This window comes from Microbacterium arborescens (assembly GCF_049707515.1).
Lineage (GTDB): Bacteria > Actinomycetota > Actinomycetes > Actinomycetales > Microbacteriaceae > Microbacterium > Microbacterium arborescens_B.
On record NZ_JBNAFI010000003.1, the window covers coordinates 116,578 to 129,739 of the forward strand.

Sequence of the window (13,162 nt, forward strand, 5' to 3'; positions counted from 1 at the left end):
GTTCCGGCTACAGGGCTTGGTCCTCGACTTCGATGAGTCGCCGGTCGCCTCGTGTGTTCGGCGCGCTGATCACGAGGAACCGAGTCTCTTCGGGCCCGGGGTTGAGAAATCGATGAGCGAGGCCGGGCGGGATCTCGACACCGCGTCTGGGTCCCAGCTCCACAGTGCCTTCGGCCGTCTGCATCCGGGGTGCGCCATCGAGCACGTAGAAGAACTGCGTCGCGGTGTCGTGGACATGCCACTGTTCACCAGCGCCTGCCGGCACTCGTTCTTCGATCACCGACAGCCCCGGTCGGTCGAGCAACCGCCATCCGTCGGACACGTCGCCCCAGACGTAATGCTCGGCGGTCGTGATGTCCACAGATTCGCGCATCGATCGATCCTCGCAGAGGCCCGCCGCGCATCGAGTTCGATCGTCGCCCCCCGCGGCGGAGAAGCGGCTCGATCTCTATGACGTGAGAGCAACACCTGTGACGAGAATCCTGACCATCCCGTCACCGTATCCGCGAAGCGCGTCGACAGAGCTGTGGGCCTACACTGGCGACGTGATCGCGGTGCGCTTCGCCTACGAGTACCGCAACGCTGAGGGTCAGTAGTTTCGCGCCTACGCGAGCGCTCACGGGGGTCCTCAAGACCGCCGGACTCTCACCTCAGGAAGCAGCAGACCGTGCGCTGGACGCCGTCGCTATCGAAGGAGAAATGCCATGACCTACATCACCGCTGAGGACAACACCAGCCTCTACTTCACAGACTTCGGTCCCCGTGACGCCCAGCCCATCATGTTCCACCACGGATGGCCGCTGTCGTCCGACGACTGGGATGCACAGATCCTCTACTTCCTGTCGAAGGGTTTCCGCGTCATCGCCAGCGACCGCCGCGGTCACGGACGCTCCTCCGACGTCGGCACCGGCCACGACATGGACCACTACGCCAGCGACGTCGACGTCATCGTCCGTCACCTGGATCTCACCAACGTCATCCACGTCGGACACTCCACCGGCGGCGGTCAGGTCGCCCGCTACGTCGCCAAGTACGGCCAGCCCCAGGGTCGCGTCGCGAAGGCCGTGCTCGTCGCCGCGGTTCCGCCGCTCATGGTCCAGACCGACCAGCACCCCGACGGCGTGCCCATCACCGTGTTCGACGGCTTCCGCGAAGCCCTCGCCGCCAACCGCGCCGAGTTCTTCGCCGCCGTGGCATCCGGCCCGTTCTACGGCTTCAACCGCGACGGAGTCGAGCTCTCGCAGCCCGTCGTCGACAACTGGGTCCGCCAGGGCATGACCGGCAGTGCTCTCGCTCACTACGAGGGCATCAAGGCGTTCTCCGAGACCGACCAGACCGAGGATCTCAGGGCCATCACCGTCCCCGTCCTCGTGCTCCAGGGCGATGACGACCAGGTCGTTCCGTACGAGGAGGCCGCAGTCAAGCAGGCTGAGCTCCTCGAGAACGCGACTCTCAAGGTCTACGAGGGGCTCTCACACGGCATGCTCACCACCAATGCCGACACCATCAACCCCGACATCCTCGCCTTCATCGAGCAGGTCTGACCACCACCCGATCCATTGATGTTCCGATGTCGCGGTCTGGGCTTTGCCACCGTGACGAGGCCAGCCTGCCTGCTCGGCCCACGTCTGCGCACTATGAGAGCGTGATCACCGTCTGCCCGATTCCGCCTGCCGCTCGCTCAGCGAGTGCTGCCGGCACCTCCTCGAACGGGTAGACGGCGGTGACGGGCGGCTCGATCAACTTGTCGGCGAGCATCGCCGTGAGAGCATCGACGGTCGCGTTCTTCTCCTCGTCGTGCCGGAATGTCGAAAGCACGCCGATCACCGAGTAGTCCCGCATCAGCAACTCCTGTACGTCGACGTGAGCGGGCTCCCCGCTCGCAAAACCGACGATGAGGAATCGCGCACCTCGGGCGAGCGTCTTCGCCGCTCTCGCGGCAGCCGTCCCTCCGACGGTGTCGTACACCACGTCCACCCCCCGACCGCCCGTGATGCGTTCGATCTCACCGATCGCATCAGCCGCTCCGAGGTCCACGACATGATCAGCACCCTGCTCGCGGCTGAATCGAGCTTTCGCATCCGAGCGCGCGGTGGCGATCACCGTCGCGCCCATCGCCTTCCCGATCTGAATCGCCGCGGATCCGGTGCGACCGGCGCCACCGAGGACCAGCAACATCTCACCTTCCTGCAGACGGGCGCGGTGCTCGAGACCGATGTGCGCGACATGGAACGACCCCGGGAACCCCGCAGCCTGCTCGTCTGTCAACCCGTCGATGACCGGCATCGCACTCCAGCCCGGGACGAGCGTGTACTCGGCGAACCCGCCGATGGCGATGTCCGCCCGCGCGTTGCCGACGATCTTCGCTCCGACGGGGTGCGGGAATCCGTCGCCGGCCGCGTCGACGATGCCCACGACTTCCTGACCCGGCGCTACCGGCGGCTCGGGTACGAACGGGTAGTCCCCGTGCACCATCATCAGGTCCGGGAGCGCGAGGCTCGCGGCGAGTACTTTCACGCGCGCTTCGCCCGGGCCGGGGACGGGGAGCTCCACGTCCTCGAGGCGGAGCACGTCCGCCACCTCCCCGAACTCAGCTGCCTGCCATCGCTTCATCGTTCATTCTCCGTTCGCGTTGTTCAGAAGATGGCGCGGGTCAGGGCGAGCTGACGCTCCGGGTCAGGCTCTTTGCCGTCCGCATCGATACGTTCCAAATAGATCTTCATCATCAGGTCGCGCCGCACCGGGGAGCGGTCCTGCCGAGCGCGTGCGAGAGCAGCCGGGAGCTCATCTGCCGTGAGGTCGTTCGTATAGACCGGGCTTCCTGGCTGCTGGCGCCACGATTCGGCGATCCCACCCGCGTCATACGCGTCGAACCCCGTCTCTTCGACCAGGCGCATCCCGACGGCGCGCTGCGCGTCGTCATCTGCGGCGACAGGGAGGCCGATTCGGGTGGCCGGATCCGTCGAGTACGCCTTGTCGCGGAACGATGCCGTGGTGATGTTGTTCCAGGCCTTCACGATTGGACGACCGTACAGCTTCTGAACCCAATCGCTCTCGATCTGACCGTCCTCGAAGCCCTCGACCTCACCGTCGCGCAGCGGGAAGTAGTTCGACGTGTCGATGATCACGGCGTTCTCCGGGGCGCCGGACACGACAGCCGCCACGCCGGGCAGCTGACCGTAGTTCACGGAGACGATCACCACATCGGCCTCCTTCGTCGTATCAGCGGCCCATACCGCCCTCGCTCCCGTGCTCAGCGCGGCCGCGTCGACCGTTTCGGGGGCGCGGGAGTTCGCGATCGAGACGTCGTGGCCCGCGCGCGCGAGTCGCTCCGCGAGGATGCGTCCGATGTTGCCCGCACCGATGATGCCGATCTTCATGGGTAGCCCTTCAAGTCGTGGAAGAGTGGAGGAGCGTAAGGAGAGGCTCTCCGTTTCACCTTACCCGGAGAGTGCCTCCGCATCACCATAGGAGTCTGCTGAGATGACGCAAACACCCCGAACGCGCGCCACCCGTTCCGATGCCACGCGCAATCGACAGCACATCCTGGACATCGCCCGCGATCACTTCGCCGAGCGCGGCATCTCCGGTTCGCTCGACGCCATCGCCAAGGAAGCAGGGGTCGGCCCGGGGACTCTTTACCGCCACTTCCCTTCGAAGGAAGCACTCCTCGCTGCACTCCTTCTGGCACGGGATGAGGAGATCGGCGTACGCCGGGACGCCATCACTCGCACCACCAGCGATGCGGGTGACGCGCTGGCACAGTGGCTCGAGGCCCTGATCGAGTGGGCAAGTGCCTTCGACGGGCTCCCCGAACCACTCCGCGCCGCGCTGGGGAAGATCCCATCCCCCCTGACCTCGACCTGCGAGGGGTATGTCGTCGTCACCGATCAGTTCCTGGCTCGCGCGCAGAACGAAGGACTCGCGCGCCGCGACGTGCGCGGGCGGGACCTCTTCCTCATGGCCCTGGCCGTCAGCTGGGCCCGAGGTGCTGCGATGGCCGACGGCGCATCGCTATCTCTGATGCCGCACATTCTGAGAGCGGGCTGGGCCACGGCCTGATCTTCCGAACTGCATCGCCTCAGAACGATGACGCCATTGAGGACTCTCGGCGAACCGTTGCGACCGGCTCTCGGGCGTTCACCAGTCCGCCTGCCGAAAATGGGCTGAGTGCGGTGGGGGCATTCCAGGTGGCGAGGAGTTGTAGCTTCTCGTGGGACTCGGTTCCGAGTGGTGCGCTGTGTTGAGAAGACGTGCGGCGCGTCTCTCACACCTGAAGGCTTGTCCCCGAGCTGAAACCGCCCTGGGTCTCCTGCTGCTGCGCCCATCGGACGAGCGGCTGGAGGATTTGGATCAGTTCCTCACCCGACTCGGTGAGGTGATAGCTGATCTGCACCGGCACCGATGGGATCACCTCGCGAACGATCAGGGCGCGAAATTCGAGTTCACGGAGTCGGGCGCTGAAAAGTCGCGACGAGATTCCATCCACAGCATCCGCGACGTGGGAGAAGCGCGTTGCTCCGCGAGCGAGTGCGAGCAGGATGGCGGCGTTCCACTTCCTGCCCGCGAACTCGGCCGCGGCTTGGAAGACGCGGCATGCTTCATCGTCGATCTGATGGGCTTGGTGGATGGGGCTGGAATGGAGGGCGGTCGAACCGGAGGTCACGGTTACTTATGGTAACCCCCTAACCTGCGGCTCGCGACCCCCTCAGTCGCATCACAGACTGGGTACGTGAGTACATCGGAGCGACAGCAGGAGTCGGAAATCCGCACGATCGCCGTGCTCGGCGTAGGGCGCGTGGGTTCGGCCGTGGCGAGGACGGCTCTGGCCGCCGGTTACGAGGTCCGCGTCGCAGGCTCGGGAGCCGCGGAGGATATCGCGTTGCTCGCTGAGATCGTGATCCCCGGGGCCCGCGCGATGACCGTTGGGGATGCGACGAGGGACGCCGATCTCGTCGTTGTCGCTGTGCCGCTGAGCAAGTACCGCTCCGTCGACGCGGGCGCGCTCGCGGGCAAGGTTGTGATCGACGCGATGAACTACTGGCCGCCCGTCGACGGACAGATCGATGATTTCGAGACGAGTGTCGCATCCACCAGCGAGGTCGTCCGCCGGCACTTCTCCGAGGCCCGGGTGGTGAAGACACTCAACCACATCGGCTACCACGAGCTTGAAGATGACGTGGTGCCCAGCGGAATGCCCGGTCGCCGAGCTCTGGCGGTGGCCAGCGATGACGAGGCCGCCGCAGCCGACGTGCGCGGAGTCCTCGACAGGTTCGGCTTCGACTCCGTGTACGCCGGGCCGTTGGCCGCCGGCCGGGCGTTCGAACCGGGCACCGCCATCTTCAACGGCTCTTTCCCCCGGGATGAACTCCTCCGCGAGCTCGAGCGCGAGCTCGCGCTCCACCTCCACCCCGCCCACTGATTCCAGATTGAGACACTCGTATGCAACTCGGCGCGTATAGCTTCGGCGACACCCAACTCAACCCCGATGGCAGCCTCCGCTCGACGGCCGAGGCGATCAAGAACCTCTTCGACGCCATCGTGCACGCGGACAGCGCGGGACTGGACTACTTCGCCGTCGGCGAGCACCACACGCGGGAGATGCCGGCGTCCTCCCCGGGGGCGATGATCGCCGCAGCTGCCGGAGCGACCAAGCAGATCCGGCTCGGATCCGGTGTGAGCGTGATCAGCACGGACGATCCCGTTCGGATCTTCCAGCAGTTCGCCACGGCAGACGCCGTCTCCGGGGGCCGGGTGGAGATCACAGCGGGCCGCGGATCGTCTGTCGAGTCCTACCCCCTGTTCGGGTACAACCTGCGGGACTACGAGCAGTTGTTCGAGGAGAAACTCGAGCTGCTGATGCGAGTGAACGAGCACGAGCAGGTCACGTGGTCCGGAACCACGAGAGCGGCATTGGAAGACCTGACCGTCGTGCCCCGGCCCGTGAACGGTTCTCTGCCGCTCTGGGTCGGCACCGGTGGAAGCGCGCCCTCGAGTGTCCGCGCCGGCCGCCTCGGGTTGCCGATCAGTTACGGCATCATCGGTGGTGCACCGCACCGCTTCTCCGCATTGTCGGATCTCTACCGGCGTACCGCTCAGCAGGCCGGACACACCGGCCCCGACATCAGGGTCTCCGTCGCCGCGCTCGGGCTGATCGCGCCGACCAAGGACGAAGCGTTGGAGCGGTTCTACCCCGGGTGGCGGAACCTGAACATCCAGATGAGCAAGCTGCGCGGCTGGCCGGCTCCCGACGACAACGCCTACCTCGCCCAGGCGCACGCGCCGGGCGCGTATTACGTGGGCGATCCTGACGACGTCGCGGAGCGCATCGTGCACCTGCACGGCTTCATGGGGCACATGCGTCACTTCCTGCAGATGGACATCGGCGGCTTGCCGCACGAGCACTTCCTCGAATCGCTCACCCTCTTGGCCACCGAGGTGAAGCCCCGCGTCGAGCGCCTTCTCGCCATCGAAGGACGATGACCCATGGCCGCGGTGGGCTGCGGCCTTCGACGACCGGCGGCCAGGATCCGCTGACGGCGCGTCGGTCTGACCGTCTCGCGCGACTCAGCCGGCGAGCACGCCAGCCTCGGCGCGCAGCAGCCCGCCGAGGAAGCGGGCGATCTCGCCGGGACCGGATGCGGGGGCCGCGGCCTCGACATCGGGGTTGTAGTTCGTGTTGGTGTTGAGGTCGTAGGTCACGAGGCGCCCGTCGATCGTCTCGACGAACTCGATCCCGGCGATGCGGATGCCGGCGGCCTGCAGGAACGCGCGGTGCTGAGCTACGACCGGGTGCTCGGCGGTGACCTCGTCGCGCAGGGCGAACGGCGGGAACGCCGGTTCGCCGCCGCCCGCCGCGCCCGGTTCGACGACGCACGCATCGGCGGGGCAGAGCTCGAAGCTGCCCGCGCTCGTGTCGACGCGGACCGCGTAGACGAACTCGCCGCCGACGTACTCGGCGCGGGTGACGAACGGCTCGCGCGCGAACAGGAACTCCTGGATGAGGGTGATGCCGTCGGGGGATGCCTCGAACTCGGGGCTGTCGACCCAGGCGTCGAACTCGTCGTGAGAATCCCACCGGCGAACCCCGAGGCCCTTGCCTCCCTGGTTGTGCTTGCTGATGAACGGCACCGGGAACTCGCGGGCCCGGCTCTTCAGGTCCGCGGTGCCGAAGACGGCCACGGTGCGGGGCACGTCGATGCCGCTCGCGCGCAGAGCCGCATGCTGCGCGACCTTGCTGACCTCGAACTCGAGCACGTGACTGCCGCCGATCACGGTTCGGCCCCATGACTCGAGCCAGCGGAGCACGGCACGGCCGTACTCCTTCGACTCGGCGTGGTCGCGGGTGTGGGCCGAGGCCGACAGCCTCGACCAGAAGACGCCCTGCGGCGGCTCGGCCGACAGGTCGATCGAGCCGCCCGTGAGCAGCCACTGCTCGGCCGGAACGCCCGCGGCGTCGAAGGCGGCGGCGAAGGGCGCCCACCATTCCGGGTTCTCGTGGATGACGTACACCTGGGGCGAACTCGACATCCCGCCAGGCTAAACCGACGGATGATGCGCGGGGGCCGCGTGACGGACCATGACGCGATCCAGTCACTCGGACGCCCCATCGGCTCGACGCGTGTGAGGATCGACGGGATCGACGGACGCTCCGTCGGAGAGGCAGCACGCATGAGATTCGGATACTGGACGCCGACCTACGGCGGCTGGCTGCGCAACGTCGCCGACGAACAGACTCCCGCGACCTTCGAGCACATCGCCCGCATCGCCCGGGCCGCGGAGGACGGCGGCTTCGACGTGACACTGGTGCCGGAGCTGAACCTCAACGACATCAAGGGGCACGCCGGCCCGGCGCTCGACGCCTGGGCCATCGCCACGGCGACGGCAGCGGTCACGTCGCGCCTCGAGATCATGGCCGCGCTGCGGCCGAGCTACCACTCTGTCGCGCTCGCCGCGAAGCAGGCGGCGACGATCCAGGAGATCGCGCAGGGCCGCTTCACCCTCAACGTCGTGTCGGCGTGGTGGGCCGAGGAGGCGCGTCAGTACGGCATCCCATTCGCCGACCACGACGACCGTTATGCGCTGACGACCGAGTACGTCGATGTGCTCCGTGGACTGTGGTCGGAGACTCCGTTCAGTCACGAGGGGCGCCACTTCTCGCTCGAGGGCACCCATCTCGAGCCGAAACCCGCCACCCAGCCGCTCATTTACGCGGGCGGCGAGAGCGAGGCGGGTCGCGCCGCGATCGCGGGATTCGCCGACGCGTACGTCACCCACGGCGGCACGGTGGAGGAGCTGAGCGCGAAGATCGCCGACATGCGGGCGCGGCGCGAGCGCGCCGGCAAGCCCGCGTTCCGGCACTTCGGGATGGCGGCGTTCGCGATCGTCCGCGATACCGAGGAGGAGGCGCAGGCCGAGCTCGCCCGCATCACCGACGTCCGCTCGGGAGCCGCGTACGAGTCGTACCAGGACTTCGTGACCAAGTCGCAGCTCGACGTCGAGATCAGCCTGCGCGAGTACTCGGTGTCGAACCGCGGCCTGCGCCCCGAGCTCATCGGCACGCCGCAGCAGGTCGCCGACCGCATCCGGCAGTTCCAGGATGTCGGGGTCGACACGCTGCTGCTGCAGTTCTCGCCGGCGCTCGACGAGCTCGAGCGCTTCGCCGAGCAGGTCATCCCGCTCGTGAACGACGCGCGCGGCTGACCGCTCGGACGGCCGATCAGGTCTCAGCGGACCGGCCGCCGATGATCACCCGTGCGTCGCGGTCCATTCGTCGACGAGCGCGTGAAGCCCGGCCGCGCGCTCGTCGGATGCGAAGGATGCGTCGATCGAGTTGCGGGCCAGCTGGGCCAGGTCGGCGGTGCCGAGCCCGAGCTCGGCGATCGCGGCGTAGTTGTCGGCCACGTAACCGCCGAAGTACGCCGGGTCATCGGAGTTGATCGTCACGACCACGCCCGCGTCGATGAGCGCGCGCAGCGGGTGCGCGTCGAGCCCCGTCACGGCCTGCAGCCGCACGTTCGACAGCGGGCACAGGGTGAGCGCGATGCGGTGCTCGGCCAGATGGCGCAACAGGTCGGGGTCGTCGACGGCGCGGATGCCGTGGTCGATGCGTTCCGCCCCGAGCACCCGGAGCGCCTGCCAGATGTACTCCGCGGGCCCCTCCTCACCGGCGTGTGCAACCCGTCGCAGCCCGAGCGCGCCGGCCCGGGCGAACACGCGCTCGAACAGCGAGGGCGGGTAGCCGACCTCGGCCGAGTCGAGCCCGATGCCGATGAGGCGGTGGGCGTGGGGAGCCAGCTCGTCGAGCAGGGCGTCGGCCGAGGCGACGGGCTGATCGCGGACGACGCAGGGGATCAACCCGCCCGTGATGCCCCAGCGCTCGTCGGCGATCGCGAAGGCCTCCAGCAGTCCGTCGATGACGGTCGTCACCGGCACGCCATTGCCCGCGTGCACCTGTGGATCGCAGAACATCTCGACGTGACGGACTCCGTCGGCCTGGGCACGCGCGAAGTACGCCAGCGCGAGGTCGGTGAAGTCCCGTTCGGTGCGCAGAACCGTCATGCACGCGTAGTACAGGTCGAGGAAGGACTGCAGATCGGCGAAGTCGTAGCGCCGTCGCAGTTCGTCGACATCGGCGAAGGGGAGGGTGACGCCGTTGCGCCCGGCGAGCTCGAAAGCCAGCTCCGGCTCGAGCGTGCCCTCGATGTGCAGGTGCAGTTCGGCCTTGGGCAGGCTGCGCAGGTCGGGATGCATCGGCTCGTCCTTCCGTCGATCGAACCGTATCCCGCCCGCGCGGGCGCGCCGTAATCCAGCGAACGACGGGCGGGCCCGGGCTCGCACCCGGACCCGCCCGTCGTCCACGTCCGCGGACTACCGCAGGGTGAACTCCACCGTCGTGGTGTTGCCCGCGACGTCATGGACGACGAGGGTGTTGGCACCGGACACGGCGCCGAAGACGCCGGGCTTCACGAAATTGACGTCCGACCAGGCGTTGTCCGTCAGGTCCTTCGTCACGCCGTTGAGCACCGCCTTGTCGATCTTGCCCGCGTCGTGCAGCTTGAAGCTCACGAGCGAGTAGTCGTCGCCGTCGCGCGCCGTGAACGATGCGCCGTCCTTGACCGTCACCGTCGGAGCGGTCGCGTCGATCGTGACGTCGAACGTCTTCGTCTGCGCGACGTTGCCGGCCAGGTCGTGGGCGTTGTAACGCACGGTGTAGGGCCCATCCGGCAGCGCGACCGAGGCCGTGTGCGTCCCGGCCGCCGCTCCGTCGACGGCGGTCTGCGTGCTCCTGACGAGCGTGCCGTCGCGATAGACGTTCGCGACGATCCGCGCGAGGCCCCGGTCGTCCGTTGCGTCGACCCGGAGTTCGAGCGAGCGGTGCGGACCGGCGGTGACCGGAGCGACGAGCGTCACCTCGGGCTTGACGGTGTCGGGCTCGGGCTGCACCGTTGACGCGATGATCTGCACGTCGTCGACGAAGCCGGTGTTGTCGCCCTCGGTCGTCGTGGCGACGAACGAGATCGTGTGCTCGCCCTCCTCGACGGTGAACGGCTCGGACTCGTACGCGGTGTACTTCCCGTCGAGCGTCGGCACGAAATGGCCGAGCTTCTGCTCGTCGACGAAGACGTCGAACTCCTGCTGCCCACCGAAGCCCACGCGGTTGGCCGCCGCGAAGGTGATCGCGAAGGTGCCGGCCGGGAACCGTACCGTCTGGTCGATGCGGCTCGCGAGCCCCGAGTCGCTCTTCAGGTACGCCGTGCGCTCACCCTGCGGGGCGGGGAAGGCGGGCTGGAAGACGCTGTTGTTGTGCTGGATGCCGGCACGCGCGCTGAACGTCCATCCGTTGACCATCGGCCCGTTCGAGGTGCCGCCCGTGGCCGGGCGCTCGAAGCCGGCGTTGTAGATCGTGACGATCGGCTCCTCCTCGGGAACGTCGGGGTTGACGAAGCACCGGTTGTCACCGCCCGGGTTGGGGTCGCCGCCGAAGCTGGCGGCGGTACACGCGACGCCGCCGCTGAAGGTGCCGTAGCGGAACAGGCCGTCCGAGCCGAAGGCCACGCTGGCCTCGCCTTCGAACGTGCAGTCGCCGCCGTCCTGGTACTGGCAGAACACGTATCCGTCGGGCGCGTTCTGCACGTCGAGCACCTTGTACAGGCGTGAGGTGACGCCCGAGTCCTCGAGCCCGTCGCCGACCGCGATCGCCCGCAGATACGTGGTCTTGAGGGGTTCCAGCACGATCTGACCCGTGTAGAGCGTCGAGTCGGCCGTCGGAACGCTGCCGTCCGTCGTGTACCGGATCTCGGCGCCGGGGGTTCCGGTCGTGATGCGCACGGCCTCGACCGACTCGTAGAGGCCCGGCTCGAGGCTGAACACCGGAGCATCCGTCACACCGGGCTTTGGAGCCGGCGTGACGAGAACCTGCGCGACGCCGTAGACGCCGTCGGAGAGGGTCGCACGGATCGCGACGGTGCGCTCGGTGTCGACATCCGGTGCCGTGAAGACGCCGTCGTCATCGATCGAGCCGTTGCCCTCGCCCACGACCGACCAGGTCAGGTCGCCGGCGCCGTCGATGACGCGCGCGCCGAGGTCGAGCTGCGCACCCCCGGCGACCGTCGACTCGACGGGGTCGACGGCCACCTGGGTCGCCGCCGGGGAGGTCGTGTAGATCGCGAAGGTGTTCTCGCCGCCGATCGCGTCGTCGGTGAAGGCGTTGCCGTCGGGCGTCAGCGTCCCCGACGAGGCGGGCAGCAGCGCGTTCTTCTCGGTCTCGACGATCGAGTCGGAGTACGCCAGGCGCGTGAACGGCTCGGTGACGGCGCCTCCGGTGAACTCGACGCGCACGTCCTTCGACGATCCCGACTGCGTCTCGACGAGCACGGTGAGCTCACCGTCGCGATCGCGGAAGGCCGTCGCCCGGACGTCGTCGTGCGAGGTCTCGGTGCCCAGCACGGTGCTGTGCTCGGGGATGTAGCGCATGAGCAGACCCGCCTCGTAGAACGCGGCGGTGGGTTCGAGTCCCAGGACCAGCGAGTCCCACAGGTTGTACGAGCCGTTGGTGTCGCCGGCCGGGTCATGCGTCATCACGCCGTTGAGCTGCCACACGAGATTCGAGTGCACGCCGTTGTTGGCGCTGCCGATGATGTAGTTGGCGTATCCGGTCTCCCAGACGCTCGTGCCCGGGTTCGTCCACCCCATCTCGGAGAGGTTGAGGGGAGCGTCGCCGATCGTCGAGCGTCGCTGGTCGATCGCTTCGCCGAGGAACTCGTAGGACTCGCCGTACAGGTGGAACGAGTACTGGTCGAACACGTCGCCCGCGTTCTCGGCCATGTACTCGGTCCAGTCGGGTGCGTTGACCTCTTCCGGCCCCCAGATCTGCACTTGGTCGCGCAGGCCGTCGGTGATCAGCTGGTCGTGGACCTTACGCGCCATCTCGGCGTAGTAGGCCTTCTGGTCGGCCGGGCCCTCGAAGTCCCAGCTGCCGTTGGGCTCGTTGTAGAAGGTCAGGAAGTCGATGTTGTCGTAGCCGCGCGCGTTGATGAGCTCGTCGAGCAGGGCCGAAGCCGAGCGTCCGTAGGCGTCGAGGTCGCCGGGGGCGCTCTCGTACGGCTTCTTGACGCCCGGGTAGAGGAACCAGTCGTGAACGCGCTCGCCGACCTTCCACCCGAAGTTGAGCAGAACCTCGGTGCCCGCCTGCTCGAACGCGTCGAGGTAGCGGTAGAAGGCCCGCATCTCGGGGCTGTCGAAGTCGTACTGCCCCTTTTCGAGCTCCATCCAGTCGATCTGGAACCAGACGCGAGCGACCTTGGGCTGCAGGGTCAGGATGCGCTCGACGTCGACCTCCCAGTCGGCCTCGTCGTAGCCGAGGCGGGTGGTCCCGTCGAGAAGGCTCCAGGGGATGACGTTGACGCCGATGCCCAGGTAGTCCTCCTGCACCACCTGGTCGAGGTCGACGGTCACAGTCCGCTGCTCCGCCGGCGCGGTGTCGTCGGCGGTGGCGGGGGCGACGGGTCCGAGGGCGGCTGCCATCACGGAACCGGCGATAACGGTGGCGGTCGCTGCGGCTGCAGCGCCGATTCGTCGTTTCACGGGGGATCTCCTATCTCCATCGATAGAGCGCAGTCGCCGAAGTTCGGGCCCGCTGATGGCGGGACGAGGTAGTGTG

Annotated in this window: 13 protein-coding genes; 6 read left to right on the plus strand and 7 right to left on the minus strand. The window is 67.7% G+C overall.

The window, feature by feature from the left end:
• Window positions 1-7: 7 nt before the first annotated feature.
• On the minus strand, window positions 8-373 hold the full coding sequence (locus tag ACPYN5_RS07540; protein WP_424448360.1) for a cupin domain-containing protein: 366 nt from the start codon (window positions 371-373) through the stop codon (window positions 8-10).
• Between the two features lie 97 nt (window positions 374-470).
• Between ACPYN5_RS07540 and ACPYN5_RS07545 the strand changes: the two genes are divergently transcribed.
• Complete coding sequence (locus ACPYN5_RS07545) at window positions 471-596, plus strand: DUF1348 family protein (protein WP_424448361.1); 126 nt, start codon at window positions 471-473, stop codon at window positions 594-596.
• A gap of 108 nt (window positions 597-704) precedes the next feature.
• Complete coding sequence (locus tag ACPYN5_RS07550; protein ID WP_424448362.1) at window positions 705-1,544, plus strand: alpha/beta fold hydrolase; 840 nt, start codon at window positions 705-707, stop codon at window positions 1,542-1,544.
• Between the two features lie 91 nt (window positions 1,545-1,635).
• On the opposite strand, the gene ACPYN5_RS07555 is transcribed toward ACPYN5_RS07550, so the two are convergent.
• Together ACPYN5_RS07555 and ACPYN5_RS07560 are read right to left on the minus strand one after the other, a co-directional pair.
• Window positions 1,636-2,613 carry an NADPH:quinone oxidoreductase family protein gene (locus ACPYN5_RS07555; RefSeq protein WP_424448363.1) on the minus strand — a complete coding sequence of 326 codons (978 nt, stop codon included), beginning with the start codon at window positions 2,611-2,613 and terminating at the stop codon, window positions 1,636-1,638.
• Window positions 2,614-2,636: 23 nt separating this feature from the next.
• Window positions 2,637-3,380, minus strand: a complete 744-nt coding sequence (locus ACPYN5_RS07560; protein ID WP_424448364.1) for an NADPH-dependent F420 reductase — start codon at window positions 3,378-3,380, stop codon at window positions 2,637-2,639.
• 103 nt (window positions 3,381-3,483) lie between these two features.
• On the opposite strand from ACPYN5_RS07560, the gene ACPYN5_RS07565 reads away from it, so the two are divergent.
• Window positions 3,484-4,062 carry a TetR/AcrR family transcriptional regulator gene (locus tag ACPYN5_RS07565; RefSeq protein ID WP_424448365.1) on the plus strand — a complete coding sequence of 193 codons (579 nt, stop codon included), beginning with the start codon at window positions 3,484-3,486 and terminating at the stop codon, window positions 4,060-4,062.
• Between the two features lie 205 nt (window positions 4,063-4,267).
• Here ACPYN5_RS07565 and ACPYN5_RS07570 read toward each other — a convergent pair whose 3' ends face one another.
• Entirely contained in the window at window positions 4,268-4,666 is a 399-nt protein-coding gene (locus ACPYN5_RS07570; protein ID WP_424448366.1) for a winged helix-turn-helix transcriptional regulator, read from the minus strand.
• A 66-nt stretch (window positions 4,667-4,732) separates the two neighbouring features.
• Between ACPYN5_RS07570 and ACPYN5_RS07575 the strand changes: the two genes are divergently transcribed.
• Both ACPYN5_RS07575 and ACPYN5_RS07580 read left to right on the plus strand, forming a co-directional pair.
• Window positions 4,733-5,422 carry an NADPH-dependent F420 reductase gene (locus tag ACPYN5_RS07575; protein ID WP_424448367.1) on the plus strand — a complete coding sequence of 230 codons (690 nt, stop codon included), beginning with the start codon at window positions 4,733-4,735 and terminating at the stop codon, window positions 5,420-5,422.
• 20 nt (window positions 5,423-5,442) lie between these two features.
• Window positions 5,443-6,483, plus strand: a complete 1,041-nt coding sequence (locus ACPYN5_RS07580) for an LLM class flavin-dependent oxidoreductase (protein ID WP_424448368.1) — start codon at window positions 5,443-5,445, stop codon at window positions 6,481-6,483.
• An 84-nt stretch (window positions 6,484-6,567) separates the two neighbouring features.
• Here the strand turns inward: ACPYN5_RS07580 and ACPYN5_RS07585 are convergent, their stop codons facing one another.
• Window positions 6,568-7,530, minus strand: a complete 963-nt coding sequence (locus tag ACPYN5_RS07585; protein ID WP_424448369.1) for an ATP-grasp domain-containing protein — start codon at window positions 7,528-7,530, stop codon at window positions 6,568-6,570.
• A gap of 141 nt (window positions 7,531-7,671) precedes the next feature.
• On the opposite strand from ACPYN5_RS07585, the gene ACPYN5_RS07590 reads away from it, so the two are divergent.
• On the plus strand, window positions 7,672-8,703 hold the full coding sequence (locus ACPYN5_RS07590) for an LLM class flavin-dependent oxidoreductase (protein WP_424448370.1): 1,032 nt from the start codon (window positions 7,672-7,674) through the stop codon (window positions 8,701-8,703).
• A 45-nt stretch (window positions 8,704-8,748) separates the two neighbouring features.
• On the opposite strand, the gene ACPYN5_RS07595 is transcribed toward ACPYN5_RS07590, so the two are convergent.
• Entirely contained in the window at window positions 8,749-9,753 is a 1,005-nt protein-coding gene (locus ACPYN5_RS07595; protein ID WP_424448371.1) for an adenosine deaminase, read from the minus strand.
• A gap of 117 nt (window positions 9,754-9,870) precedes the next feature.
• Window positions 9,871-13,086: a chitobiase/beta-hexosaminidase C-terminal domain-containing protein gene (locus tag ACPYN5_RS07600; RefSeq protein ID WP_424448372.1), complete on the minus strand. Its 3,216-nt coding sequence runs from the start codon at window positions 13,084-13,086 to the stop codon at window positions 9,871-9,873.
• Window positions 13,087-13,162: the final 76 nt, after the last annotated feature.